The organism is Aeromonas sp. MdU4, from assembly GCF_041929505.1.
In the GTDB taxonomy this organism is placed as follows: domain Bacteria; phylum Pseudomonadota; class Gammaproteobacteria; order Enterobacterales; family Aeromonadaceae; genus Aeromonas.
In genome coordinates, this window is sequence record NZ_JBHFMW010000024.1 from 306,621 (window position 1) to 331,331 (window position 24,711).

Consider the following 24,711-nt stretch of genomic DNA (forward strand, 5'->3'; position numbering starts at 1 on the left):
ATGGACCTGAAAAAGTTCGCCACCATGGAGATCAACATGCTGCTGAGCGTCATCAATATGCAGCTGCGTGATCGCTATGACGATCTCGAGGATCTCTGCAAGGCACAGGAGATCGATCAGGCGGCACTGGAAGCGCGGCTCGCCAGCGGCGATTTTCACTACCAACCAGCGCAGAAACAATTCAGATAAGGGTAGGTAGCGAGATCCTGATCACAGCGCCAGCCATGGCGCTGGCTCCATGGAAAAAACCTGATATGGTCTGAACAGCCCCAACAGAGTGGTGTACGGATACATCACTCTGTCACAAGAGGGCATTAGATTCGTTTCAGGTGAACAAACAAGGATGACTCCATGATATTAATGACGCGGCAGAGCATGTTGATCACGCTCTGCGCCCTGTTGATGATCAGCCTCTTCACGCCCCAATTGCCGCAAAGTACCGAGCAGTGGTTGACCACCCTGCTGCTCGGCTTGCTGGTTGCCGTGTCCCTGCTGCTGGTGCGCGGTTGTCGCCGCTTTATGATGGAGTAACTCGCTACCGCACCCTTCCGCTGACCCCGCTGACAGCAATAGCGCCAACCAAAAAAACAAACGCAGCCTGAAGGCTGCGTTGTCGTATATTGCGGGGCAATAAGCCTGAGATGGCGAGAGCCTTAGATGGCCACTGTGTCCAGTTGCGCCTTGGCTGCGGCAATTCCCTTGCTCTGGGCATCCGGGCCCATCCCCATCCCCTCGGCGTAGATGAAATCCACCTCCTTGATACCGATGAAACCGAGCACGGTACGCATATAGGGGGTCACCAGATCGGTGGCGCTGCCAACGTGCATGCCGCCGCGGGGGCTGATCACCAGCGCACGGGTGTTCTCTACCAAACCGACCGGACCGGTTTCGGTATAGCGGAAGGTAACACCGGCACGGGCAATCAGATCGATCCAGCTCTTCAGCTGGGTCGGGATGTTGAAGTTGTACATGGGGGCCGCAATCACCACCAGGTCGCTCGCTTTGAGCTCGGCGATCAGCTCGTCGGACTGGGCAATGACCGCCAGCTGACGTTCACTCAGGTTATCACCACCGCGCAGGCCTGAGGCCAGCTCGCCATCCAGCACCGGCAAATTGAGGGTCGCCAGATCGCGCACAGTGACGGTGTCACTCTGGTGCTGGGCGAGGAAGCCGTCGATCAGGGCGTTGGATTGGGAATATTGACCCAGGATGCTGGATTTGAGTACGAGGATATTGGCCATGGTGAAACTCCATTTGGTTGTCGGTTGAACAGCTTGGCTGTCGATGGAGGTCACTCTAAACATTGCGCTTATTCGCTGATAGCGAAAATAGATGCTCAACTTGTTCAAAATTTTTGATATTGGATCATTTCCTCGCCAGCCACGGCATCCAGCACGCATCTGCCCTTGGCAGAACAAACGATTGCCGTTATGATCCGCCGCACTTTTTTCCAGCGATCCGGATCCCATGGTACCCTCGCGCAGGCACTCTCCTCTGGCCGGTGCAGTCTGGATGATGGTGGCAGGACTCTGCTTCGCCGCCGTCAACAGCCTGAGCCAGTATGTCAGTTTCAAACTTGGCCTTCCCTCCACCCAGGTCGCCTTCCATCAATACCTGATCGCCCTGGTCTGCCTCATCCCCTGGTTGATCCGCCATGGCTTGCGTCAATCCTTGCTGACCAACCAGTTCCGGTTACATCTGCTGCGCGTGCTGCTGGCGGTGATCGGCATCCAGTTCTGGCTGTGGGCACTGGCAGTGCCGATCCCCATCTGGCAGGGGATCGCCCTGCTGATGACCTCGCCCCTTTTTGCCACACTCGGCTCCGCCCTCTTTCTCAAAGAGCAGGTGAGCCGGGCCCGCATTCTGGCTACCCTGGCAGGTTTTGTCGGTGCCATGGTGATCCTCGCCCCCTGGACCGATGACTTCAGCTGGGCCTCTCTGCTGCCAGTGGCCGCCGCCCTGTTCTGGGCTGGCTACTCCCTGCTGGTGCGCTATCAGGCAGCCAACGAGTCATCCCATACCATCGTGGTCTACCTGCTGATCTTCAGCACCCCGTTCAACGCCATGCTGGCCCTGCCACAGTGGCAGTGGCCGAGTGCCGAACAGTGGCAGCTGGTCGCGTTGGCCGGCGTGCTGTCTGCCCTGGCGCAAATGTCCATTGCCCGCGCCTACAGCGTGGCGGAGGCCTCGTTCGTCCAGCCTTTTGATTTTGCCAAGCTGCCGATGAACGTACTGGCAGGCTGGCTGGTGTTTGGCTGGGCACCGCCCGGCCGACTGTGGCTTGGCGCCGCCATCATCATAGGCGCCATTACGTTGCTGACCCATCTGGAGCAGCGCGCTCACAAACCCGTTTCCTGAGGTACGCCATGCGTGCCTCTTTTTTTGCCCGCTATTCGTGCGATAGCGATCATCAACAATGACCAACGACATCAGGAGAGATCGTATGTTTGGAACCGCAACCCGCCCCGGCGCTACCCGCGCCCTGCTGCTGGGCTCCGGCGAACTTGGCAAGGAAGTTGCCATCGAGTTGCAGCGCTTCGGCATCGAAGTGATCGCCGCCGACCGCTATGCCAATGCCCCTGCCATGCAGGTGGCCCACGCCGCCCGGGTGCTGGACATGCTCGATGGCGCCGCCCTGCGCAAGCTGGTCGCCGAGATCAAACCCGACCTCATCATCCCCGAGATTGAAGCGATCGCCACCGATACCCTGGCCGCCCTTGAGCAAGAAGGCGTCAAGGTGGTGCCCAACGCCCGCGCCACCCAGCTCACCATGAACCGGGAAGGGATCCGCCGCCTCGCCGCCGAAACACTGGGTCTGCCCACCTCCCCCTACCGCTTTGCCCAGAGCAAGGAGGAGTTTGTCGCCGCCGTCGAGGCCATCGGCATGCCCTGCGTAGTGAAGCCGGTGATGAGCTCCTCCGGCAAGGGACAGAGCGTGCTGCGCGATCTCGCAGGGTTGGACGATAGCTGGACCTACGCCCAGGAGGGTGGCCGCGCTGGTCGTGGCAAGGTGATTGTCGAGGGCTTCGTCCCCTTCGAGTACGAAATCACCCTGCTCACGGTACGCGCGGTCGATGGTATTCACTTCTGCGAGCCGATCGGCCATCGGCAGGAAGATGGCGACTACCGCGAATCCTGGCAGCCGCAGGTGATGAGCGAGCTGGCGCTGGCCCGCTCCAAAGAGGTCGCCGCCAAGGTGGTCGAGGCCCTCGGCGGCTATGGCCTGTTCGGGGTCGAGCTCTTCATCAAGGGTGATGAGGTGTGGTTCAGCGAAGTCTCGCCGCGCCCCCACGATACCGGCATGGTGACCCTGATCTCGCAGGATCTCTCCGAGTTCGCCCTGCATGTGCGCGCTATTCTGGGGCTGCCGGTCGGCGCCATCACCCAGTACGGGCCGAGCGCATCCGCCGTGGTACTGCGCGAAGGGCACAGTCAGGATATCCGCTATCAGGGAGTTGGCGAGGCGCTGGCGTTAGTCCCGGGTGCCCAGCTGCGGCTGTTTGGCAAGCCGGAGATCGCTGGTCGCCGTCGCCTCGGCGTCGCACTGGCCCGCGCACAGGATTGCCCGGAAGCGGTGGCAAAGGCGAAGGCGGTCGCAGCCAAGGTGGACGTCATTTTCTAAGCGTTCTCTTTTTGTTGCAAAAAAACAAACGTTTGCCGACGTGATCGGGCGCAAGGGGCATGGCAATGCCCCTTTTGCATTTGCCCGTCAGGCTTATAATCCCCTCTTCAAATTTGTCAGGAGTACAAGATGTTAGCTGCCGTGATCTTCGATATGGATGGTGTTCTGATCGACTCGGAACCCTTTTGGCAACGGGCCCAGATTGCCGTTTTCTCCGAGCTTGGCAATCCCCATACGGTGGAAGATTGTGAGTCAACCATCGGCGTGCGCATCGATCAGCTGGTTGCTCACTGGCATCGCCTGCGTCCGTGGAGCGGCCCGACTCAGGAAGAGGTGGTGCAGCGCATTCTGGATCAGGTCAACGCCCTCATTCTGAGTGAAGGTCAGGCCAAGGCTGGCGTGCTGGAAGCGCTCGATCTGATTGAAAAACAGGGTCTAAAAGTGGGTCTGGCGACCTCCTCCCCCTTTGCCATGGCAGAAGCGGTGCTCGGCAAACTCGGCATCCGCGATCGCTTTATGGCGGTTCACTCCGCGGAAATCGAGCGTTTCGGCAAGCCGCACCCGGATGTCTATATCCACGCCGCCGAAAAACTGGGAGTCGAGCCTGTCCATTGTCTGGCCATTGAAGACAGCTTTACCGGTCTGTTGGCAGCCAAGGCGGCGTCTATGAAAGCACTGATCGTGCCGGATCCTGCTTTAGTGGGAGACCCGCGTCTGGCCATCGCCAACTACCAGCTGAGCTCGCTGGCTGAACTCAATCACGAGATGCTGGCCAGCTGGGCCAACTAAGCGGTCAGCATCACGCTGCGGGGCAATCGGATATCACCCATCCGGCTGCCCCGTTTTGACTAGCGCCTGCCACTTTACCTGCAAAAAGCGATCGACAAACGACCCTCATGATACCGGCTGGATGGCCAGCCCCCCCCCCTGCTGAGCCATTAAATCGCCTCCTGAGCCAGATTATTGCCCTCTTTTCCCTCATTTATTACCAACCATAAGTTGGCAATAGCGAGTGTTTATAGCCAATTAAAAACCGTAATGTTGGCCATTTTACCCGCTCCGGCATCCGTTATGTCCCTTCTCCGATCCGGGTTTGATCCCTGTCATAGCGCACGCATAAACGTGCGCTCGCTCGCGGTTAGCTGGCCCCACAGCGGCTAGAATCAAGGGAGATAAGCGGCCCCAGGGCCCGAGGAGGTTATCATGATCGAGTACACCAGCAAGCGCATCGTCTGCCCCCACTGCGGCCACCATACCCGGGTCGAGCTGGATGCCAGCCAGGGTGATCAGGAGTTTTACGAAGATTGCATGGCCTGTTGCAATCCGATCCATCTGCGGCTCCATCGCGACGAAGCCCGCGACCGCCTCCAGCTCTTTGTGGATGCCGATGACGAGCAGATGTTTTGACCGCGAGTCACAAAAAAGCCGAGCTGATGTTTTGACTGCGAGTCACAAAAAAGCCGAGCAGATGTTTTGACCGCGAGTCAAAAAAAGCCGAGCTGATGTTTTGACTGCGAGTCACAAAAAGCCGAGCAGATGTTTTGATTGCGAGTCACAAAAAGCCGAGCCGATGTTTTGGCTGTGGCCAAGCTGTGGCCAAACAGATGTGTTAACCGCGAAATGACAAGGGCCTGCATCATGCAGGCCCTTTCTCTGGTGCGCATGAAACGCTGTTATTGCGCCTTCACTTCTCCCCGCGCGCCGCCAGCACTCGCTCCACCGTGTCAACAATCGCCTGAGTCTGCGGATCGAGCTCGATGTTGGTCTGCCAGCCCGCCTTGACCCAACCCAGGTTGGTGCGAGCCATGGTCTCGGGGATAAGGTGGACGCAGAACGCCTGCTCACCCACCTCGCCGATAGTCAGACTGGCACCGTCAATACCGATGTAGCCCTTGGTCAGCACATATTTCATCAGATCGGGGGCGAGGCGATACCACACCTGACGGTTGTTGGGGGTGTCGATCACCGAGGTGACTTCCGCCATCCCGATGATATGACCGGACATGGCATGACCGCCGATCTCGTCGCCAAAGCGGGCGGCCCGCTCCACATTGACCTTGTCCCCCACCTGCAGCAGGCCAAGGTTGGTCAGACGCAGGGTCTCCTGCATCAGATCGAAACTGACCAGATCGCCCTCAACCCGGGTCACGGTGAGGCAACAGCCGTTGTGGGCGACCGAGGCGCCAAGGGTCAGCCCTTCCCCCCACGCCAGACTCGGCATGCGGATCACATGGGTTCGCAAATTGGGCTGCTCCTCGATGGCCACCAGTTCGGCGGTCCCCTGCACTATGCCAGTGAACATCTCTCGTCTCCTGCTACGACAAAAAGGGCAGGTTAACCCCGGGCAGCAGGTGAGACAAGGGCACAAGCTGACAAGCTTGCGCGCGATCGCTATAGTGACGGCGTTCAAATCAGGGTTAACAAGGAAAAGAAGAAATGCAGGTATATCAATGTTGTGAAGCCATTCGTATCGCCTATAACCAGATTGGCTCCGGCGAACAGGGCTATGTGCCAAACGCCATCGCAGCCACCATCCGCGCCCTCAACGCCGTCGCCGCCGATGAGCGGGTGCCCGCCGAACTGCGCGAACAGGCCGCCTATGCCGCCGCCAACCTGCTGATCAGCGATCACGAAGACGCCTGATCCTGCCCCCGGGTCGGCAACTATTTCGTCCTGGATGAATTTCAGGCTAGAATGCTTCCCCCACCCTTTGCACTTTCGCCCGAAAGTGCAAAGGCTCTTCCCGATTTCCGCTCTTTCTCTATCTATCTGATCCACTCGGAGGTGTCAGTGCAACGTTATTGGTCCGAGGCGAGGCAGCTCGTTCGTCTAGCCAGCCCCATTCTGGTCGCTCAGGTGGCTCAGGTCGCCATGAACTTCGTCGATACCGTAATGGCGGGTCAGGTAAGTGCGGTCGATCTGGCCGCCGTTTCGGTGGCCACCAGCTTCTGGCTACCGGTGATCCTGCTGGTGCAGGGCATCTGCATGGCACTGACCCCCATCGTCTCCCAGCTCAACGGCGCCCGCAAACGGGATGAGATCCGCCCGGCGGTCCATCAAGGATTCTGGCTGGCATTGATCGTCACCCCTATCGCAATGGTGGCACTCTATTTCAGTCCACTCGCGCTGCAGTACATGGATGTAGAGCCGGTGATGGCAGCCAAAACCACCGGCTACCTGCACGCCATTCTCTGGGGTCTGCCTGCCTTTGTGATGTTCCAGGTGCTGCGCAACTTCAGTGAGGGGCTCTCCCACACCATGCCCACCATGGTGATCGGCTTCGTCGGACTAGCGGTCAATATTCCTGCCAACTACATCTTCATTCACGGCCACTTCGGCATGCCCAAGCTGGGCGGTGTGGGTTGTGGCGTGGCCACCGCCATCGTGCTGTGGGCCATGCTGCTGGCGATGATCCTCTATGTGAAGATCTCCCGTCACTTCACCGAGATCCGCCTCTTCTCCCAACTGGCGAGCCCCAACGGCAGCCGGATCTGGCGCCTGTTTCGCTTAGGCTTCCCCATCGCCATGGCCATCTTCTGCGAGGTGACCCTGTTCACTGTGGTGGCCCTGATGCTGGCGCCCTTCGGGGCCGAGACGGTAGCCAGCCACCAGATTGCGCTGAACTTCTCCAGTCTGGTGTTTATGCTACCGCTCTCCATCGGGGTAGGTGTCACCATCCGGGTCGGTCACAGTATTGGCGAAGGCCAACCCCATCACGCCCGGGTCGCAGCCCGCACCGGTCTGCTGCTGGGTATGAGCGTCGCAGCACTCACCGCCACGGTGACCGTGCTGCTGCGGGAGCATATCGCCAACATCTATACCGATGACCTGCAAGTGATCGGCCTGGCCGCAACCTTGCTGTTCTTCGCCGCCGTGTACCAAATCTCCGATTCGGTGCAGGTGGTTGCGGCCGCCGCGCTGCGGGGCTACAAGGATACCCAGGCAATTTTTTACGTCACTATCGTCGCCTACTGGGGACTCGGACTGCCGACCGGCATGATCCTGGGTCTTACCGACTGGCTGGTGCCGCGGATGGGCCCACAGGGCTTCTGGATTGGCTTTATCGTTGGCCTGACCAGTGCCGCCCTGATGCTGGGGGCAAGATTGCGCTACATCTATGGCCGCTTTGCAACACCACAGGCATGTACCACATTGTCACGGGCACAATAAACGCCGCAAACAGGGGCTCGGGAAGGGACAACTCGCCTGCAAAATCAACAGGCTGCGCAAGAACTGGGCAAACAGTCTCCTTTGTGCATATGGCCTGTTGACAGCTTTGGGGGGCATGGGTAGTATGCCGACCACGCCAGCAATGCTGGCGTAGTGAAGTAAGAGAAAGTGGGTTTATAGCTCAGTTGGTTAGAGCACTACCTTGACATGGTAGGGGTCGTTGGTTCGAATCCAATTAAACCCACCACTTTTTCTGTGATGCGTCCTTAGCTCAGCTGGTTAGAGCACCACCTTGACATGGTGGGGGTCGGTGGTTCGAATCCACTAGGACGCACCATTACAGAACACTGATTATGCGTCCTTAGCTCAGCTGGTTAGAGCATCACCTTGACATGGTGGGGGTCGGTGGTTCGAATCCACTAGGACGCACCATTCAGTTTGAAAGAAATGCAGATGTGGGTTTATAGCACAGCTGGTTAGAACAGTACTTTGACATGGCGTAGGCGATGTCGTTGGTTCGAATCCGGTTGAATACAGATGTGGGTTTATAGCTCAGTTGGTTAGAGCACTACCTTGACATGGTAGGGGTCGTTGGTTCGAATCCAATTAAACCCACCACTTTCCTGCAAAAGAAGTAAAAGTCGCACTGCGCACCTTGCGTCCTTAGCTCAGCTGGTTAGAGCATCACCTTGACATGGTGGGGGTCGGTGGTTCGAATCCACTAGGACGCACCAAATTTGAAAAGCCCGCTCATCGAGCGGGCTTTTTGCATTTCAGGTTGCCAGTTACATGGCGAGCGACCCTCTCGAGCACTTCCCTTCACTGCACAAGCACATTGCCAGCAAAAAGCCCGTGTCATTATCTGAACGACACGGGCCAGATACACACACCGCCACACCATCAAGCATGCACGGCGATATCGTACTTCTTTATCTTGCGATAGAGGGTGGCAATGCCAATTCCCAGTGCCTGCGCGGCCAGTTTCTTGTTGCCAAGCCGCTGCAGCGTCTCTTCGATCATCTGCTTCTCCATGCTTTCAAGGCCGCTCTCGCCCGGCGCATGCTCCAGCAGCTTGTCAGGCATCACTGCCGCCGGTCCAGCCACAGGTACATTGAACGCCGCATCCAGATTGGTCACCGGGATAGCGTGGGCAGCCGCCGGATAGGACTCCTGATTGCGGATAATATTGGGGGGCAGCAGACTGGCGTCGATCACCTCACCCGCCTGGCTGACGTTGACCAGATACTCGATGAGATTGCTCAGTTCACGCACGTTGCCCGGCCAGCGATACCCTTTGAGCAACGCCATCACCTCGGGAGCCAACCCGGGATAGACGATGCCAATCCGGCTGGTGTGGAGGTTAAGGAAGTAGTGAGTGAGCAGCTCCACGTCCCCTTCCCGCTCGCGCAGCGGCGGCAGGTTGAGCGGGATGACGTTGATACGATAGAAGAGATCTTCGCGAAACTTCCCTTCGGCGATGTATTTATCAAGATGCTGATGGGTTGCTGCGATGATGCGGATATCCACCGGCACCGGCCGACTGGCACCGATGGGAGTCACTTCCCGCAGTTCCAGCACTCGCAGCAGTTTGGCCTGCATGGTGAGCGGCATATCGCCGATCTCGTCGAGAAACAGGGTGCCCTGATGCGCCGCCTGAATAAGACCCTGCTTGCCGCCACTGGAAGCGCCGGTGAATGATCCTTTCACATAACCAAACAACTCGCTCTCAAGCAGCTGTTCAGGGATGGCGGCACAGTTGATGGCGATAAAGGGCTTGTCATTGCGAGGGCTGAGCCGGTGAACGGCGCGGGCTACCACCTCTTTACCGGTACCGCTCTCGCCACAGATCAGGACACTGGAAGGACTCTGCGCAATCCGGTGCAACAGCCGTTTGAGAGTACGCATCGGTTTACTATCGCCGATCAGCAGTTCAATCCGGTCATCCGGATCCGGCTCCTGAACCAGCCCGGAGTGGGATTGATGAAACGCCATCAGGAACAGCTGCTGCCCTTGCACATGGTGGAGCTGGCCGATGATCAGCTCCTGACGATCCTCCAGCGTAATGATGTGCTGCAGATGGCCACTCAGCCCATGCTGGGAGAACGTGAGCGGGCGGATCCCCACCTCGCGACCCTGCAGTTGTTCCTGCTGGCAGCCCAGATGATTGAGCGCCGCCTCATTGGCATAAAGCACCTGACTCTTGTCATCGAGCAGCAGACAGCCCTGATCCATGTGAGTCATCAGGTTGAGGAACACCTTGTTCACGCCATCTGACAACCCGCGTGAGTCGAGCAGCTTGGCCACGAAGATGGTCGAGATGTGGCGCACATAGTCGCACACATCCTGCAAATTGTTGTTAAGGCGGGCCTGCTGCTCGGTATTGAACGCCACCAGACTGATCACCCCGATACAGCGCTCATCCACCATGATGGGCACCCCGAGGAAAGCCCGTTCCCGACAGCTATCCTTGCAGGTACACCCATCACAGACAGGATCATCGCTGGTGTGGGTAACGATCTTCTCCCGCTGATTATCAATCACATAGCGCAGCAGGCGGGAATCCCCCTCCAGCTGTCGTCCGAAGAACTTGCCGTAAGGCCCGGTGCCTGCCACCCGTACCATATCGGCATCTACAATCTCGACTTCAAGTTGCAGCACACTCGCCAGCATCTTGGCAAAACGCAAGATGGTTGGCTGGATCTGCATCAACAGACATTGGTTACTCACGGATCTCATCCATCATTTCCTTTATTATTGTGCTCCCCCTAAAGGGATTCATGCTGGCCAGATACTAAGGGATATCAGGCCGCACTACTTCGGGGGGGATCACGAAAAGAGAAAATGAGCAGCATCATCTGCTGATTAACAAAGCAGTTGAAAATTCGAGAGATTTTACAATATACAGAGCAGGATTTTGTTTAACCGGGTAGATGGAGCGCCAACCAGACCGCCAGCGGGATCACCAGCACCGACAGGGCATTGCCGCCGAGCACGATACTGGCCACCTTGTCCGGCTGACAGTGGTACTGCTCGCAGAGCATGTAATTCAACACCGCTGGCGGCAGAGAGACCGACAACATCAGCAGCGGGATCCACTCTGCCTTGAGCGGTAGCAGCCAGATCGCCAGCAACAGCGACAACCCACCCGCCAGCAGATAAAGCAGATTGCACTTAAGCGCGAGGCCAAGGTGATCGAGTTCCCCTTCCATCAAGCGAATCCCCAGCGCAAACAGCATTAGCGGCACCGAGATCTGGCCCAGCAATGAAGCCGTGGTGACCAGATACTCCGGCAACACGATCTGCAGGTTGGCCACCAGCAAACCAGCCAGCGCGGCCCAAAGCACCGGGCTGCGTAGCCAGAGCCAGCGGGAAGTGTTGGCCGAGAGGATAAACATGCCGACCGAGAAGTGCAGCAGATTGGAGAGCACAAAAAGGATCACGATGGCCCCCAGTTGCTGCTCGCCAAAGGCCAGCACCATCAAGGGGATACCGAGGTTACCGGTATTTCTGAACATGGCGGGCAGGATCAGCGCCGCCCGCTCAATGTCCCTGAGCCTGAGCATGGCAAGCAGCAGACCGGGTAGCAGGATAACCAGCGCCCCTGCCGCAATCAGCGGCAGATGCTCCCCCAGTGCCAGCGGATACTTGACCAGTGCGGAGAAAACCAGCGCCGGAGTAAACAGCTCGATATTGGCCAGATTGACGTAACCAAGGGCAGCGCCGGGTCGCAGGCTCCCATATAGAGCGCCGAGCCCCACCACCCCGAACACCGGAATGACAATATTGAGCAGTGCACTGAGCATGGGCGAAATCCGTTACAGTTCGCGGGCCGGTTTGCCCATCAGCACGACCGGATCCAGCGTCACCTCCTGTGTGCCGTTGCTGACCCACAACTGACCATCGGAGACGGTGCAGGTGAGATGCATGGTCCGCTCGACCATTGCGGTGAGTGGCAGAGTCTGGCTATCTGAGAGCTCGATGATACTGAGGTTGTCATGCTGACTCAGCTTGCCCTGGTTCTGCTTCCACCAGACGCTGGTGCCACGACCACCGTAGAGATAAAGCACCACCTTGCGGGCACGGTTGCAGGCCTTTTTCAGCCGCTTCTCGTCAGGCTGGCCCAGCTCGATCCAGAGTTCGATCTCGTCCGAATAGTTCTTGCACCAGAGTTCAGGCTCATCATCTGCGCTGAGCCCCTTGGTAAACTCCAGCCGCTCGGCAGCATGCCAGGCAAAAGCCGCCAGCCGGATCATCATCCGTTCATCGGTTTCAGAAGGATGACGGGCCAAGGTGAGGGAAAAATCCTGATACAGATTGCGATCCATATCGGACAAACTGATCTGGGCCTTGAATACGGTTGCCTTGAGAGCCATAGAGAACCTTGAACACCGAACAAAAGAAGGGTGAGTTGAAAAATAAGGGCGCCAGTGTAATCAAAATCGGCGACCGGTTCGACCACTCTGACCAAAGTTTTCCCCTTCCCTGCCGGGATAAGTGCTTTAAAAGACACAAAAAACAAATGCCAGTCCGAAGACTGGCATTTGACGGCATGGAGAAGCGACTCACTTCTCGGCGGATTGTACTCCGAACGCGTTGAGCAACAGGCAGCAGGTCACTGCCACGGCGACAAACCCGCTCAGAAAGATAAAGGGCATGGCCCCGTATCCCAGTACTGTCCAGATGGTGTGTTCAAGAAGACTCATTGTTATGTCCTTCATCCGGTGAAAGAGGTGTTCCTTCTGGCGGATGTAGGCTCCGCTCTTGATGTCACCATTTGACCTTAATCAGGAGTTGGGTCCTATGCCACCAAAGTGATAAATGCAGGGTTCATTTGCGCTGGATCAAGCTTTTTGGCCAAATATCCATGCAGTTCAAACAATTACCCATAACTACGCCCGCATGGCTTGCAACATGTGCATATAAAAAACGCGCCGGGTGGCGCGTTTTTGTCCTGAGATGATCAGAGATCAATTGTCACACAGATCGCTTGGCATATCCTGGCGCAGGCGGGTCCACAGCTTGCCGGACTCGATACCGTACTGGCGAACCGTCATAAACACGGCTTCGTGATCCTTGCGCTCGGCCAGATTGAGCAAAGTCTTGTAATAGGCATCCGCCGTCTCGCGCGCCTGCTTGTCGGAGAAGTAATAGCTCCCGACCCGGCTGTACAACCCTTTGAACCCATTGAGGATCAAGGCATAGATCGGGTTGCCAGAAGCAAATGCCAGCTGGTGGTGCAGCCGATAATCGAACTCGGCATAGGCTTGTGCGTTATTCTCAACCGCATCGGCGCCACGCAGGATCTCGGCGGCCTGCTCCGGATTATGGCGGATCGCCCCGCGAATAAAGATGGTGCAGATGTGAGTACGGGCGGAGAGCAGCTGGGCTACCAGATCCGGCACCTTGTCCTGATCCAGACGCGCCAGGGTTTCAAGAATGTTGAGGCCGGAGGTTTCCCAAAAATTGTTCACCTTGGTTGGCTTGCCATGCTGTATGGTCAACCAACCGTCACGAGCCAGTCGCTGCAATACTTCGCGCAACGTGGTCCGAGTCACCCCGATCAACTCGGACAATTCACGCTCGGCGGGCAGAATAGATCCGGGAGGAAAGCGATTGTTCCAGATGGACTCGATAATGTATTCCTCGGCAAACCCTGCTGGGCTCTGCGCTTTTATAACCATGAATTGACTCTGTTGTAATGCGTAAAAAGGCTGACGAATGATATCAAAGCGATGATGGCTGGCAAGCATAAGGTCAGTCCTCTGCTCACATCCAGCAAATATAGTGTTATTAAATTGTATTTAATCACCACAGGGGAGCCAGCTAGCCCCGACAAGGCGGTTATAAAACAGACACATAGACAGAGATTCATCGGCTATTATTTATAATCATTGCGCTTTTTGATTAAAATCACGAGTGATCAGACAGATAATCCGAAGATACAGGTCGAGTCATCCTTAACTGCAGAGAAGCAGATCCTAACAACAAAGTTGAGACCCATCATCATGCCAATAAGCCTAGGGCAGGCATTTGCCAAGAACTTCTTGGGCAATGCGCCACAGTGGTATAAAAGCGCCATTTTACTGTTTCTGGTGATCAATCCGATCGCTTTCCACCTTGATCCCTTCATTGCGGGCTGGTTACTGGTCGTGGAATTTATCTTCACCCTGGCCATGGCACTCAAGTGCTACCCCCTGCAACCCGGCGGTCTGCTGGCCATCGAAGCCGTGCTGATCGGCATGACCTCCACCGATCAGGTCAAACATGAACTGGTTGCCAATATCGAAGTACTGCTGTTGCTGGTGTTCATGGTGGCAGGCATCTATTTCATGAAGCAGTTGCTGCTGTTTGTCTTTACCAAACTGCTGATCGGGGTGCGATCCAAGATCCTGCTCTCGCTCTCCTTCTGTCTGGTCTCTGCCTTTCTATCCGCGTTTCTCGATGCCTTGACGGTCATTGCCGTGGTGATCAGCGTCGCCACCGGCTTCTATGCCATCTATCACAAGGTCTCTTCCGGCAAGGAGTTTGGCAATCCCCATGACCACAGTCATGATCAGGAGGTCGCGGAACTCAATCGCCAGGATCTCGACGATTTTCGCGCCTTCCTGCGCAGCCTGATGATGCATGCAGCCATCGGCACGGCGCTGGGCGGCGTCTGCACCCTGGTCGGCGAGCCACAGAACCTCATTATCGGCGAGCAGGCTGGCTGGCACTTTGCCGAGTTTGCCGTGCGCATGGCACCGGTGACCCTCCCCGTCTTTATCTGCGGTCTGCTCACCTGTGTAGTGGTCGAGCGTTTCGGCTGGTTTGGCTACGGCGCCCTGCTCCCCGATAACGTGCGAGCCATCATGGAGGAGTACAACCGCTATGAAGAGGCCAAACGCACACCTCAAGACAAAGCCAAGCTGATTGTGCAGACGCTGATCGCCATCTGGCTGATCATCGGTCTCGCACTACACCTGGCCGCCGTCGGTCTGATCGGGCTCTCGGTCATTGTACTGGCCACCTCGCTGACCGGCATTACCGAGGAACATGCGCTGGGCAAAGCGTTTGAAGAGGCACTGCCCTTCACCGCGCTGCTGGCGGTCTTCTTCAGTGTGGTCGCCGTCATCATCGATCAGGAGTTGTTCAAGCCGGTGATCCAGTGGGTACTCTCTGCCGAACCGGAACAACAGTTGGCCCTTTTCTACATGGCCAACGGTCTGCTCTCCATGGTCAGTGACAACGTCTTCGTCGGCACCGTCTACATCAACGAGGTGAAGACCGCCCTGCTCAACGGCGCCATCAGCCGCGAACAGTTCGATCTGCTGGCCGTCGCCATCAACACCGGCACCAACCTGCCGTCAGTCGCCACCCCCAACGGTCAGGCCGCGTTCCTGTTCATGCTCACCTCGGCGCTGGCACCGCTGCTGCGCCTCTCTTATGGTCGCATGGTCTGGATGGCGCTGCCCTACACCCTGGTATTGGGGCTGGTCGGCTTCTTCGCCGTAGAAATGCTGCTTGGCCCTACCACCCAGTGGTTCTATCAACAAGGGTGGCTGGTGCTCTCGCAGGGGGCGGCTAGCGTCGCACCGGCTCTGCACTGATCCCGACAAACCGTCACAAGGGCCCGCTTGGGCCCTTTTCTTTTCCGCCCTGCTCTGCTCTAATTCAGCCACTGTTTTTACTGTGAGATCAATGAGATGATCGCGTTTCTCCGCCGTTTGGCAGCCAATCGACTGGCTTGGGGGTTGCTCGCCAGCTCCGCGCTATTCCTTGAGCTGTGTGCCCTCTTCTTCCAGCATGTGCTGGGCTTGCACCCTTGCGTGATGTGCGTTTACGAACGGCTGGCAACTCTGGGGGTACTCAGTGCCGGTCTGCTCGGCATGGTGGCTCCCGAGAAGTGGTATGTCCGCTGGAGCGCCATGTTGCTGTGGGGCTACAGTGCCTTCCGCGGCTTCCAGCTGGCGCTCAAGCATGTGGACTATCAGGTCAATCCTTCCCCGTTCAACGTCTGCAGTCCGTTCGCCGACTTCCCGAGCTGGGCCCCGCTCGATCAGTGGCTTCCCTGGCTCTTTATGCCGGAAGGTGATTGTGCCGAGATAACCTGGCAGTTCTTCGGTTACTCCATGCCCCAATGGCTGGTCGTCATCTTCGCCGCCTATCTGCTGGTCTTTACCATCGTGGCCATCGGCAATCTGGTGAAAGGGCGCTGCTGCAACTGAGTCACTCAGCTCATCACCATATAAAAAAACAAGGGGAGCCAATATGGCTCCCCTTGTTATTTCATGTGTCTGCTCTCTTTGCCTGATAAGTTGGCTCGTAGCCATGCCGTCACTTAAGCAGGATACGCTGACAACCGCTGTAGATCTCGGCCCGCCCGGGGCGGCAAAAACCCACCAGCGTCAGCCCGGTCTGCTCGGCCCGCTCGACCGCGAGCTCGGTAGCGGCGGAGATGGCGAGCAAGATCTCGACCCCGGCGCTGGCGCACTTTTGCACCATCTCGAAGCTGGCGCGACTGGTCACCAGAATGGCACCGTCACGGCGACCCGTGCGGCACAGATGGCCCACCAGCTTGTCCAGCGCAATATGGCGCCCCACATCTTCGCGAATGGCGAGAATGTTGCCCGCACCATCCAGATGCACGGCGGCATGGGTAGCTCCGGTGCGCTGGCCCAGTTGCTGGAGCGGGCGCAGTGCGGTCAGCACCTTGTCGATATGGCCCACCGCCAGACGCTGGCTGTCGGGCAGCACTGGCTGGGTGCGGATCACCTGCTCCAGACTCTCGCTGCCACAGATGCCGCAACCGGTGCGGCCCGCCATCGTGCGCCGCTTCTCTTTGAGGCGATGGACGCAGCGATTGGCGAGGGTGATGTGCAGCTCAATCCCCTGACAGCCGTCAACCTGCTCGATGTCGTGGATATCGAGCAGGCTGTCGATGATCCCTTCCGAGAGCGAGAAGCCGATGGCGAAATCCTCGAGATCGGAGGCCGAGCACATCATCACACTGTGGGCGATGCCGTTGTAGACCAGCGCCACCGGCGTCTCGGAGGGCAACTCCATCTCGCAGTCGCTGGTTACCGTATCGGCACGGTAGTGCACCACCTCGCGATGGGCGGCGCAGCGAGCCAGTTCACTCTGCTCGCCACGCTCCTCCAGCAGAATGGTGTCGCCCCTCATGGTGCGACCCCGTCGATGATCTCGGGATCCCGGGCCGAGATGCCGAGCCGCTTCATCTTGGAGAGCAGCGTGGTGCGCTTCATGCCAAGGCGTGCCGCGGCCCCCCTGTCACCGGCGACGATGCCATTGCAGTCGCGCAGGGCGGCGATGATCGCCTCGCGCTCATCCTGCTGCCCCTCCTCGACAAACAGCGGCGAGGCTGGCTCGTCATAGACCAGGGTCTCAATCTTGTGGTAGCCCTTGAGCGGCATCAGTTCGTCCGGCGAGAGGTTGAGCACGTGGCCGCGGGTCATCACCACGGCCCGCTCGATGACATTCTCCAGCTCGCGAATATTGCCGTACCACGGCAGCGACACCAGCATCTTCATGGCATCGGCGGGGATCGAGGTGATAGTGCGGCGCATCCGCTTGGCGATCTTCTTGATGAAGAAGTTGACCAGCAGCGGAATATCTTCGCGCCGCTCGCGCAGAGGCGGCAGCTCGATGGGAAAGACGTTGAGGCGATAGTAAAGGTCGCTTCTAAAGCGCTTGTTCTTGACCATGGAGAGCAGATCGCAGTTGGTGGCCGCCACCAGTCGTACATCCACCGCGATGGGGTTGCTGTTGCCCACCCGCTCCAGCTCATGCTCCTGCAATACACGCAGCAGTTTGGGCTGCAAATCGAGCGGCATGTCCCCCACCTCATCGAGGAACAGGGTGCCCTTGTGGGCCCGCTCGAAACGGCCGATGCGCTGGGTCAGGGCGCCGGTAAAGGCCCCCTTCTCGTGGCCGAACAGATCGCTCTCGATAAGACCGGTCGGAATGGCAGCGCAGTTCACCTTCACCATCTCGTGGTCGCTACGCATGCTGAATTGATGAATGGCCTGGGCAATCAGCTCCTTGCCGGTGCCGGTCTCGCCGAGGATCAGCACGGTACTGTCGCTCTCGGCCACCAGCCGCACCTTCTCCAGCACGTTCGCCATCACCGCGCTCTGGTAGATGATGTGGGGGAACTCCCCCTGCGGGTGCGGATCGCTGATGCGGATGGTCTTCTCTTTGGCCCCGTTGGTGTTGGAGATCTCCTGCTGTGCCTGCACGTTGTTCATGGCAATCGCCGTGCGCGCCGCCACCTGCTCCAGCAGCGAGATGTCGATATCGGCAAAGAAGTCGGCATTGGGATGGGAGAGGATCAACACCCCCAGTAAATTGCCGCGATAACGCAGCGGCAAAACGCAGGAGCTCTCGGCATCGGGCGGCAAGATCTGGGAGGTAAAACGGCAGCGATTGCCGCAGCCGTTACCGTGCTCGCGATAGACGAAAAACGGCTCGCTGTGGCCAAGGGCCCCTTGCAGGCACTTCTTCTCGAAACAGGAGTGATCGATGATGCCCGGCTCGTCGCTCTGGTGCTGATTGACCAGATAGCTCTTGAAGCTGTCGGAGGTGGCGTTGTACTCGGCCAGACACAAGCTGCTGATGGCGAAGTGGTGCTGCAGGATGGTAAACAGGCTCTTGGGCAGTTCGGCGATGCGCACCAGTTTGATCACCGCATTGGTCACATCCACCAGAATTTTGCAGCTGTCGCGTTCAAGGCGCAGGGAGTTGGCCTGCTCCAGGGTGCGCTCCTTGTCGAGCACGTTTTCCAGCGCAATGGCGATGATGGCCGCCAGCTGGGTCAGCTTGGCCAGGGTCTCCATGGTGAAATCGTCGAGCTGGGTGTTGATAAACTCAACGCTGCCAAGGTGACTGCGAGCAGTGGTAATGGGCAGCTGGCAGTATGATCGCAACCCGTCATAGACCCCTTCCGCCGCCAGCGCGGGGGCATGATTCTCAAAGCGGGCGGCAGAGAGAATGATGGCGGCGGCCTGGGTATCGACGGCGGGACGCGCCGACACATGCAGTTCAGCCTTGCGGCAGACCAGGTGCTTGGGGCCCTGCTCCCCCATAAAGTAGAAGATTGCCTCCTCGCCAGCACCCATGTTGAGGATCAGGTTGACCCGGGTCACGCCGCCGAAACAGGCATCTATCTTGTTCAGTTTTTTTATAAAGTCGTCGAGGGTGACTGCCGACAGCAGGGTTTTGGACAGGGAAAGGAAACCGTCGTCCCAAATGGGGGAGATTTCGTCCAGAGGAATGGCACTCACATTTAGCATTCTGGCCTCACGTTACGGCTATGCAGGCAAAACATCAGCAAGGACGGGAAGCTCCGTCAGATGTCACAATAAAACACGTAGTCCATTAACGTTTAATTATAAAAATCAATAGTCATTGAAGTGGCATTGCACTGAGCGTTGAATCATAAGGTAGCCCTATTTTCAATACAACCATGGGGGCAAATAAGTAGACTCATGGCTCCGGGTCAGCTTTTTACACACGTTAATCCGCCGCTCCACTCAGCGCGGAGCCATTATCGCCAGTGGGCTGTCGTTTTTCAGCAAGCTTTTGTCACGAGTTGTCACGCGTTATCGCAAGCCCGCACCAAGCCAACTCTCTGATATCCCGACATGCATGCACCATCCTTCGCCCGCGTCCGGGTCTTGAGTCTCCCGAACCCGATGCCAGCTTCTCTGGCTCACGAGATCCCGTGGCATCCCTGCAACAGGGGGCATATCGGTATCATCACGTGGATTGTGTCAGCGGCACTCAATTGGCGATGAGCTGTTGCCCTTCGGCCAGGCCGGGCTGCCAGACGGCGTCCAGCATCAATTTGAGTAGCAGCTCGGGCGGATTATCGAGAAACCGGCCCGTTTCCTGCGGCAAACGGCCATCGGCCCGATAAACCTGGCTGGCCTGAACCTGCCCGCTTGCATCGACGATCTGGATGATACCGTTGAGTTCTCCCCGCTCACCGGGCTGACAAGAGAGTCTAAGCTCGCGCGTCTCCCCCAACAGGGTGAAAGCCCGACACAGTGGCGGGGTATCCTCGTAATCGGGCCAGTTGAAGAACTTGTATTGCTTGGCGAGGGTGCCCGCCCGCTGGCAAAACTGGTCAAACAGCTGGGCGATCCCCTGATACTCCAGATCCAGCAGCTGCGCTTGCTCTTCAATACGTTTCATATATTTGACTCCTTTCTACCCATTTGTTCAAAAATTGATTTTCCAATATTGCCCGGATGGCACTTGAGCCCACCGAAAATAAAGCCAGCGGATAACAGCTGAAAAACCACCAATAACCAGCTGATATTTTGTGATATGTCTACCGACACCGCCTGATGGGTCAAATAGACCACCAAAGCGGAGAGGCCCAGCAGCAACGTATTCACCAGCGTGGTGGAGAGAAAAGCCACAAGCCAGGCCAACTGCACGCTCAGAGCCGCCAGCACGGCGCCCATGGCGATGCGCGCGGCGATAAAACAGCCGAAGAAACCAAAGCCCAGCAGAAATATCAATTCGTCGTACCAGAAGTAACACCCCATCCCCAACAACATTGCCAACAAATAGGCGGAAACATAAAAAATCCCGAATGAGATAGTTAATTCACGGCTCATGGTGGACACCTGCCAGCTGAAAAAAGGATGAGGGGATCCCGGCCCTGTAAACAGAGCCTGGATCCACTTTATTTAACGATGATTACCCTTTGGCGGCGCTGCGCAATTTTGCCTTGAGCGCGCTGTATTCAGTCTGGACGTACACTTCCGCCTCAGCCTGACCTTCAATACGCTCAATCTTCACCGCACAGTACTTGTACTCGGGGGTGTAGGAGACCGGATCGACATGCTCGATGGTGAGCTCGTTACAGGCCCCAATCCACCACTGGTAGGTCATGTAGACCACCCCGGCGTTGACCCGCTCGTTGTAGTTGGCCCGAGTGATCACCTTGCCGCGCCGCGACGAGATCCAGACCAGCGCCTGATCCTTCACCCCCAGCTTCTGCGCATCGCTCGGGTGGATCTGCACATAGCCCGGCTCGTCGGCCAGAGTCTGCAGCGCCGAGCAGTTGCCGGTCATGGAGCGGCAAGAGTAGTGCCCTACCTCGCGTACGGTGGAGAGCACCAGCGGATACTCGGCACAGGGCTGCTCCAGCGGCGGCCGCCACTCGGAGGCGATCAGCTGACCCTTGCCGCTCGGGGTGGTGAACACGTTCCCCTCGAACAAGGTGCTGGTGCCCGGGTGATCCTCGGTCGGGCAAGGCCACTGCACGCTCTTGAGATCGGCCATCTTGTCATAGCTGACCCCGGTATAGAGCGGGCAAAGGGCGCGCATCTCGTCCCAGATCTCCTGAGTATTCTGGTACTCCATGGGATAACCCATAGCGGTCGCCATCAGCGAGAAGATCGCCCAGTCCGGTTTCACGTTCTGTGGCGGCGTGACCGCCTTGTAGAAGCGCTGGAAGCCGCGATCCGCCGAGCTGTAAACCCCCTCGTGCTCGCCCCAACTGGTGGCGGGCAGAATGACGTCCGCCATCTCGGCAGTCTGGGTCATGAAGATATCCTGCACGATCACCAGATCCATCCCCGCCAGGGTACGGCGGAACTGACCCAAGTCAGCTTCGGTCTGGGCCGGATCTTCACCAAAGATGTAGAACGCCTTGCACTTGCCCTCCTCCACCTTGTGACCAAGCTCGGTCAGCCGGTAGCCCGGTTTCTGGGACAGAGACTCCACGCCCCACGCCTTGGCGAACTTGGCACTGATCTCGGGGTCGCTGACCGACTGATAACCCGGGAACTGGTGCGGCAGCATCCCCATGTCGCAGGTGCCCTGCACGTTGTTCTGCCCGCGCACCGGACCGCAGCCGGTGCCACGACGCCCGAAGTTGCCGGTCAGCAGCGCCAGACCCGCCAGCCCCTTGACCACATCCACCGCCTGACCGTACTGAGTCACTCCCATACCCCAAAGGATCATGGAAGCCGGCGACTCGGCATAAGTGCGAATGGCGGCGCGGATATCCGCAGCCTTGAGGCCAGTGATCCCCTCGACATATTCCGGGGTGTACTTGGCCACTGTCGCCTTGAAGGTCTCGAACCCTTCGGTGTAGTTGGCGACGAACGCCTTGTTGTAGAGCCCTTCGTTGATCAACACGTTGGCGAAAGCGTTAACCAGCGCCATGTTGGAACCGTTTTTGAGCGGCAGCCACTGATCGGCGATACGGGCGGTCTCCACCATACGGGGATCACACACAATCACCTTGGCCCCGTTTGCCTTCGCCTTGAGGATATGGCGGGCGACGATGGGGTGAGAGTCAGCAGCATTGTAACCAAACACCAGCAGGCACTTGGTCTCTTGAATTTCGGGAATGGCGTTGCTCATGGCGCCGTTGCCTACAGTTGTCTCCAGACCGGAGACTGAGGGTGCGTGTCACACCCTCGCGCAGTGGTCGACGTTGTTCGTCCCCAGCACTGCGCGGGCAAATTTCTGCATCACATAGTTGGCTTCGTTACCCGGGCCACGGGCCGAGCCGGTGGTCATGATAGCGTCGGCACCGTATTTCGCCTTGATGGCAGCCAGACGGCTGCTGGCAAAATCGATCGCCTCATCCCAGGAGACAGACTCGAGCTTGCCACCGCGCTCGCGGCGGATCATCGGGCTCTTGAGACGGGGGGTCAGCAAGTTGGTGTCGTTGAGGAAATCCCAACCGTAATAGCCCTTGAGGCAGAGCTGCCCCTCGTTGGTCCGGCCGTTGGCGCCTTCGGCACCCACCACCTTGTCGTTTTCAACCAGCAGGTTGATTTTGCAACCGGTGCCGCAATAGGGGCAGACGGTAATGACTTTTTTCATGACTCACACTCTTGTTTGTTAACGGAAAAACGCAGTTAACGGTAAAAAATCTTGCACAAGACACCGCAGAGAGACAGCGCCCCGGGCCAACAAGGGCCGTCCGGCGCACGCCATCCCCATGGCCTTATGCAGAGACCGGCTGGCGCTGGCAGACCGCCATCGCCTCGGCACTGGCCAGCTGCTTCTGGCGATTCAGATCGCCGAGCGACTCAGGGGTCACCAAACGCAGCGCCTGGGTCGGGCAGACCTCGACACAGGCCGGGCCCGCCTCACGGTGACGGCAGAGATCGCACTTCAAGGCTTGCGCCTTGGTCTGTGGCCGCTTGAACAGCGAATCAGCCGCAGGGGCCACCTCTTTCACCACCACCGCCATGGCGCCGTAAGGACAGGCCACCACGCAGGATTTGCAGCCAATGCAGCGCTCCTGATGCACCTTGACGCAACCATCCTCACTGACGATGGCATTGTTGGGGCAGGCCATGGCGCACGGCTTGTCTTCACACTGGCGGCAGAGCACCGGCGTAGTCACCTTGCTGCCCACGATCACCTTCAGGCGCGGCTGGAAATAGCTGTCCTTGGAGACCAGATGTCCATCCTCGATGGCAAGATGCAGGCCGCCCTCCCGCTCAACGGTACCCGTGCAGGACGTTGACTGGTGTGAAACGGCGCAGGCCACCTCACAGGTACGGCACCCAATACAAAGACTGGGATCTGCAATCACGAAGCTGTTCATAGAGAGGGATCCTAAATGGTTCGTTACTGCCGCACTGGCATCGCCCGGCGTGCCCGAGTGCCATCACCCCGAGGGACCGCACCCGCACACACCGACAATGCAGCCGGCACAGCCACAAAGCATTTATCAGACCAAAAACAGAAGTGTTCGAAATAAAGTTCACAAAGCACTGAAAATAAAAGGGTAATCTGAATTTACAACTGGAGTTTTCGAGCCAGTGACGATGACGTTCGCCCCGCAGAACTGTGATCGACACGACAAAAGTGACGAGCTCGACACCGGCTGTCACGCCCCTGCCCAAGCGGATTATCGGTAGGATAAACGGCGCCAGATCGGGTGTGCTTTACCCGCGAGTAAACCCGCGTTCGGAGGGAAAAAATCTGTGCAAATGTGCCCTGCAAGGGCCAATACCGAGTGCGAACATAGCCACCGGAGGGATTCTGAGAGTGGCCTTTGTTTGGTTTTACTATCGAGTCTTCCAGACATCATTAAGGAAAACAGAACAAAAATACGCCCTATATTGACCAATTTATTGAGCCAGAGCCGGTTTTCAGCCCCTACCCCTTCTGTTTTTTATCCCTCCGGTTACTATGGCTCACTTGGCAACCAGCTCCGTTGGGATGTTTTCATAACGCATTTCGCTCAAAGAGGCAGGTGACAGGTAGCAAACTGGCATTCAGGATACGAGTGCAGGACGAAATATTGACTATAAAATGCAACGCTTAACTATGTGTATCTACCGAGGCGCGTCAATTTATAGCCGAATAATGAATTTTTCATCGCATAGGCGTATAGGATTTTTTTAGTATTCTTTGGAGAACAAATGGAATTGGTTAAAGCGTCAAAGGATCTACACTGGGAAGTAGCCTCTAGCTTACTGACTCAGACAGTAGAACGATGCCAAAAGAATGGAGTCCCATTGTGGACACATGAGCAAGTAAATATATCCTCTCTGAAAAGTTCATACTCATTCGAAAGTCTCTATCTCTTACAACATCAGAATGATTTTGTAGGCTGTGTATTTATTAGTTTCGACCACGATGTCTTTTGGCAAGAGATGTCTACTCAAGGTAGTTTATTTTTTCATAAATTAGCCATGGGTAATGACCATAACTCAAAAGGATTAGGTACATTGGCCCTAGCTAAAATATTGGCACTTGGGAAAAATCGGGGATGTACGTGGTTAAGGTGCGACTGCCATGGAGGCAGATTACGTTTAAGAAACTTCTATGAGCAGTTCGGTTTTGAGATCCTTGATAGACAAGAAATGTTTGGCTTCGATGTAGCACGCTACCAAATGCCAATAAATCATTACTCGCAACCAACTCTGAGGTGA

The 24,711-nt window shown here is 57.3% G+C and carries 24 protein-coding genes and 5 tRNA genes; 16 read left to right on the forward strand and 13 right to left on the reverse strand.

The features are described from left to right. Both ACE1BR_RS14930 and ACE1BR_RS14935 read left to right on the forward strand, forming a co-directional pair. Entirely contained in the window at positions 1-189 is a 189-nt protein-coding gene (locus ACE1BR_RS14930) for a DUF4250 domain-containing protein (RefSeq protein WP_374871562.1), read from the forward strand. Between the two features lie 162 nt (positions 190-351). After that, a complete protein-coding gene (locus ACE1BR_RS14935) occupies positions 352-531 on the forward strand; it encodes a hypothetical protein (RefSeq protein WP_374871564.1) in 180 nt (59 codons plus the stop codon). A 122-nt stretch (positions 532-653) separates the two neighbouring features. Here the strand turns inward: ACE1BR_RS14935 and ACE1BR_RS14940 are convergent, their stop codons facing one another. Beyond that, positions 654-1,241, reverse strand: a complete 588-nt coding sequence (locus ACE1BR_RS14940) for an FMN-dependent NADH-azoreductase (protein WP_374871566.1) — start codon at positions 1,239-1,241, stop codon at positions 654-656. Positions 1,242-1,467: 226 nt separating this feature from the next. Between ACE1BR_RS14940 and ACE1BR_RS14945 the strand changes: the two genes are divergently transcribed. The 4 genes from ACE1BR_RS14945 to ACE1BR_RS14960 all read left to right on the forward strand — a co-directional run bounded on the left by ACE1BR_RS14945 (position 1,468) and on the right by ACE1BR_RS14960 (position 5,029). Further along, on the forward strand, positions 1,468-2,358 hold the full coding sequence (locus ACE1BR_RS14945; protein WP_374871568.1) for a DMT family transporter: 891 nt from the start codon (positions 1,468-1,470) through the stop codon (positions 2,356-2,358). A gap of 85 nt (positions 2,359-2,443) precedes the next feature. Continuing rightward, positions 2,444-3,622, forward strand: coding sequence for a formate-dependent phosphoribosylglycinamide formyltransferase (purT, locus tag ACE1BR_RS14950; RefSeq protein ID WP_374871570.1), 1,179 nt, complete (start codon positions 2,444-2,446; stop codon positions 3,620-3,622). A gap of 129 nt (positions 3,623-3,751) precedes the next feature. Next, a complete protein-coding gene (gene hxpB / locus ACE1BR_RS14955) occupies positions 3,752-4,411 on the forward strand; it encodes a hexitol phosphatase HxpB (protein WP_374871572.1) in 660 nt (219 codons plus the stop codon). Between the two features lie 414 nt (positions 4,412-4,825). After that, positions 4,826-5,029: a CPXCG motif-containing cysteine-rich protein gene (locus tag ACE1BR_RS14960; protein ID WP_374871574.1), complete on the forward strand. Its 204-nt coding sequence runs from the start codon at positions 4,826-4,828 to the stop codon at positions 5,027-5,029. Positions 5,030-5,306: 277 nt separating this feature from the next. Here ACE1BR_RS14960 and ACE1BR_RS14965 read toward each other — a convergent pair whose 3' ends face one another. Beyond that, positions 5,307-5,924 (reverse strand): riboflavin synthase subunit alpha, encoded by a 618-nt coding sequence (locus ACE1BR_RS14965; protein WP_374871576.1) that lies wholly within the window; start codon positions 5,922-5,924, stop codon positions 5,307-5,309. 134 nt (positions 5,925-6,058) lie between these two features. Here ACE1BR_RS14965 and ACE1BR_RS14970 point away from each other — a divergent pair, with 134 nt between their 5' ends. The 7 genes from ACE1BR_RS14970 to ACE1BR_RS15000 all read left to right on the forward strand — a co-directional run bounded on the left by ACE1BR_RS14970 (position 6,059) and on the right by ACE1BR_RS15000 (position 8,526). Next, a complete protein-coding gene (locus tag ACE1BR_RS14970) occupies positions 6,059-6,265 on the forward strand; it encodes a YaeP family protein (protein WP_005345813.1) in 207 nt (68 codons plus the stop codon). Positions 6,266-6,412: 147 nt separating this feature from the next. After that, positions 6,413-7,792 carry an MATE family efflux transporter gene (locus ACE1BR_RS14975; RefSeq protein WP_374871578.1) on the forward strand — a complete coding sequence of 460 codons (1,380 nt, stop codon included), beginning with the start codon at positions 6,413-6,415 and terminating at the stop codon, positions 7,790-7,792. A 170-nt stretch (positions 7,793-7,962) separates the two neighbouring features. Continuing rightward, positions 7,963-8,039 (forward strand) — tRNA-Val (locus ACE1BR_RS14980). 13 nt (positions 8,040-8,052) lie between these two features. Beyond that, positions 8,053-8,129 (forward strand) — tRNA-Val (locus ACE1BR_RS14985). An 18-nt stretch (positions 8,130-8,147) separates the two neighbouring features. Then, positions 8,148-8,224, forward strand: a tRNA-Val gene (locus tag ACE1BR_RS14990). Between the two features lie 109 nt (positions 8,225-8,333). Beyond that, positions 8,334-8,410, forward strand: a tRNA-Val gene (locus tag ACE1BR_RS14995). A gap of 39 nt (positions 8,411-8,449) precedes the next feature. After that, positions 8,450-8,526, forward strand: a tRNA-Val gene (locus tag ACE1BR_RS15000). 166 nt (positions 8,527-8,692) lie between these two features. Here the strand turns inward: ACE1BR_RS15000 and ACE1BR_RS15005 are convergent. From ACE1BR_RS15005 to fadR, 5 genes are all read right to left on the reverse strand, one after another. Then, positions 8,693-10,528 (reverse strand): sigma 54-interacting transcriptional regulator, encoded by a 1,836-nt coding sequence (locus ACE1BR_RS15005; RefSeq protein WP_374871580.1) that lies wholly within the window; start codon positions 10,526-10,528, stop codon positions 8,693-8,695. Between the two features lie 182 nt (positions 10,529-10,710). After that, entirely contained in the window at positions 10,711-11,595 is an 885-nt protein-coding gene (locus ACE1BR_RS15010) for an AEC family transporter (RefSeq protein WP_374871582.1), read from the reverse strand. A 12-nt stretch (positions 11,596-11,607) separates the two neighbouring features. Further along, a complete protein-coding gene (locus ACE1BR_RS15015) occupies positions 11,608-12,165 on the reverse strand; it encodes a YaeQ family protein (RefSeq protein WP_374871584.1) in 558 nt (185 codons plus the stop codon). A gap of 189 nt (positions 12,166-12,354) precedes the next feature. Then, positions 12,355-12,495 (reverse strand): TIGR02808 family protein, encoded by a 141-nt coding sequence (locus tag ACE1BR_RS15020; RefSeq protein WP_005336889.1) that lies wholly within the window; start codon positions 12,493-12,495, stop codon positions 12,355-12,357. A gap of 264 nt (positions 12,496-12,759) precedes the next feature. Beyond that, the gene (gene fadR, locus ACE1BR_RS15025) at positions 12,760-13,473 is read right to left on the reverse strand and encodes a fatty acid metabolism transcriptional regulator FadR (protein ID WP_374871587.1); all 714 of its coding nucleotides are present in this window, start codon (positions 13,471-13,473) and stop codon (positions 12,760-12,762) included. A 324-nt stretch (positions 13,474-13,797) separates the two neighbouring features. Between fadR and nhaB the strand changes: the two genes are divergently transcribed. Then, complete coding sequence (gene nhaB, locus ACE1BR_RS15030; protein ID WP_374871589.1) at positions 13,798-15,378, forward strand: sodium/proton antiporter NhaB; 1,581 nt, start codon at positions 13,798-13,800, stop codon at positions 15,376-15,378. A 96-nt stretch (positions 15,379-15,474) separates the two neighbouring features. Next, on the forward strand, positions 15,475-15,996 hold the full coding sequence (dsbB, locus tag ACE1BR_RS15035) for a disulfide bond formation protein DsbB (protein WP_374871590.1): 522 nt from the start codon (positions 15,475-15,477) through the stop codon (positions 15,994-15,996). Positions 15,997-16,105: 109 nt separating this feature from the next. Here dsbB and fdhD read toward each other — a convergent pair whose 3' ends face one another. The 6 genes from fdhD to ACE1BR_RS15065 form a co-directional block, all read right to left on the reverse strand. Next, on the reverse strand, positions 16,106-16,951 hold the full coding sequence (gene fdhD, locus ACE1BR_RS15040) for a formate dehydrogenase accessory sulfurtransferase FdhD (RefSeq protein WP_374871592.1): 846 nt from the start codon (positions 16,949-16,951) through the stop codon (positions 16,106-16,108). Next, entirely contained in the window at positions 16,948-19,080 is a 2,133-nt protein-coding gene (locus tag ACE1BR_RS15045) for a sigma 54-interacting transcriptional regulator (RefSeq protein WP_374871594.1), read from the reverse strand. The genes fdhD and ACE1BR_RS15045 overlap by 4 nt, the downstream gene beginning before the upstream one ends. A 490-nt stretch (positions 19,081-19,570) precedes the next feature. Beyond that, positions 19,571-19,984: a hypothetical protein gene (locus ACE1BR_RS15050; protein WP_374871596.1), complete on the reverse strand. Its 414-nt coding sequence runs from the start codon at positions 19,982-19,984 to the stop codon at positions 19,571-19,573. After that, entirely contained in the window at positions 19,981-20,415 is a 435-nt protein-coding gene (locus ACE1BR_RS15055; RefSeq protein ID WP_374871598.1) for a hypothetical protein, read from the reverse strand. Before ACE1BR_RS15055 ends, ACE1BR_RS15050 begins: the two co-directional genes overlap by 4 nt. Before the next feature lie 82 nt (positions 20,416-20,497). Continuing rightward, positions 20,498-22,642 carry a formate dehydrogenase subunit alpha gene (fdhF, locus tag ACE1BR_RS15060; RefSeq protein ID WP_374871600.1) on the reverse strand — a complete coding sequence of 715 codons (2,145 nt, stop codon included), beginning with the start codon at positions 22,640-22,642 and terminating at the stop codon, positions 20,498-20,500. Positions 22,643-22,766: 124 nt separating this feature from the next. Further along, on the reverse strand, positions 22,767-23,375 hold the full coding sequence (locus ACE1BR_RS15065; protein WP_374871602.1) for a 4Fe-4S dicluster domain-containing protein: 609 nt from the start codon (positions 23,373-23,375) through the stop codon (positions 22,767-22,769). An 823-nt stretch (positions 23,376-24,198) separates the two neighbouring features. Between ACE1BR_RS15065 and ACE1BR_RS15070 the strand changes: the two genes are divergently transcribed. Next, the gene (locus ACE1BR_RS15070; RefSeq protein WP_374871606.1) at positions 24,199-24,711 is read left to right on the forward strand and encodes a GNAT family N-acetyltransferase; all 513 of its coding nucleotides are present in this window, start codon (positions 24,199-24,201) and stop codon (positions 24,709-24,711) included.

Excerpts from the sequence above, each read along its gene's own strand:
- ACE1BR_RS14930 (WP_374871562.1), top strand. The coding sequence starts at position 1 with ATGGACCTGAAAAAGTTCGCCACCATGGAGATCAACATGCTGCTGAGC.
- ACE1BR_RS14935 (WP_374871564.1), top strand. The coding sequence starts at position 352 with ATGATATTAATGACGCGGCAGAGCATGTTGATCACGCTCTGCGCCCTG.
- ACE1BR_RS14940 (WP_374871566.1), bottom strand. The coding sequence starts at position 1,241 with ATGGCCAATATCCTCGTACTCAAATCCAGCATCCTGGGTCAATATTCC.
- ACE1BR_RS14945 (WP_374871568.1), top strand. The coding sequence starts at position 1,468 with ATGGTACCCTCGCGCAGGCACTCTCCTCTGGCCGGTGCAGTCTGGATG.
- purT (WP_374871570.1), top strand. The coding sequence starts at position 2,444 with ATGTTTGGAACCGCAACCCGCCCCGGCGCTACCCGCGCCCTGCTGCTG.
- hxpB (WP_374871572.1), top strand. The coding sequence starts at position 3,752 with ATGTTAGCTGCCGTGATCTTCGATATGGATGGTGTTCTGATCGACTCG.
- ACE1BR_RS14960 (WP_374871574.1), top strand. The coding sequence starts at position 4,826 with ATGATCGAGTACACCAGCAAGCGCATCGTCTGCCCCCACTGCGGCCAC.
- ACE1BR_RS14965 (WP_374871576.1), bottom strand. The coding sequence starts at position 5,924 with ATGTTCACTGGCATAGTGCAGGGGACCGCCGAACTGGTGGCCATCGAG.
- ACE1BR_RS14970 (WP_005345813.1), top strand. The coding sequence starts at position 6,059 with ATGCAGGTATATCAATGTTGTGAAGCCATTCGTATCGCCTATAACCAG.
- ACE1BR_RS15005 (WP_374871580.1), bottom strand. The coding sequence starts at position 10,528 with ATGAGATCCGTGAGTAACCAATGTCTGTTGATGCAGATCCAGCCAACC.
- ACE1BR_RS15010 (WP_374871582.1), bottom strand. The coding sequence starts at position 11,595 with ATGCTCAGTGCACTGCTCAATATTGTCATTCCGGTGTTCGGGGTGGTG.
- ACE1BR_RS15015 (WP_374871584.1), bottom strand. The coding sequence starts at position 12,165 with ATGGCTCTCAAGGCAACCGTATTCAAGGCCCAGATCAGTTTGTCCGAT.
- ACE1BR_RS15020 (WP_005336889.1), bottom strand. The coding sequence starts at position 12,495 with ATGAGTCTTCTTGAACACACCATCTGGACAGTACTGGGATACGGGGCC.
- fadR (WP_374871587.1), bottom strand. The coding sequence starts at position 13,473 with ATGGTTATAAAAGCGCAGAGCCCAGCAGGGTTTGCCGAGGAATACATT.
- nhaB (WP_374871589.1), top strand. The coding sequence starts at position 13,798 with ATGCCAATAAGCCTAGGGCAGGCATTTGCCAAGAACTTCTTGGGCAAT.
- dsbB (WP_374871590.1), top strand. The coding sequence starts at position 15,475 with ATGATCGCGTTTCTCCGCCGTTTGGCAGCCAATCGACTGGCTTGGGGG.
- fdhD (WP_374871592.1), bottom strand. The coding sequence starts at position 16,951 with ATGAGGGGCGACACCATTCTGCTGGAGGAGCGTGGCGAGCAGAGTGAA.
- ACE1BR_RS15045 (WP_374871594.1), bottom strand. The coding sequence starts at position 19,080 with ATGCTAAATGTGAGTGCCATTCCTCTGGACGAAATCTCCCCCATTTGG.
- ACE1BR_RS15050 (WP_374871596.1), bottom strand. The coding sequence starts at position 19,984 with ATGAAACGTATTGAAGAGCAAGCGCAGCTGCTGGATCTGGAGTATCAG.
- ACE1BR_RS15055 (WP_374871598.1), bottom strand. The coding sequence starts at position 20,415 with ATGAGCCGTGAATTAACTATCTCATTCGGGATTTTTTATGTTTCCGCC.
- ACE1BR_RS15065 (WP_374871602.1), bottom strand. The coding sequence starts at position 23,375 with ATGAACAGCTTCGTGATTGCAGATCCCAGTCTTTGTATTGGGTGCCGT.
- ACE1BR_RS15070 (WP_374871606.1), top strand. The coding sequence starts at position 24,199 with ATGGAATTGGTTAAAGCGTCAAAGGATCTACACTGGGAAGTAGCCTCT.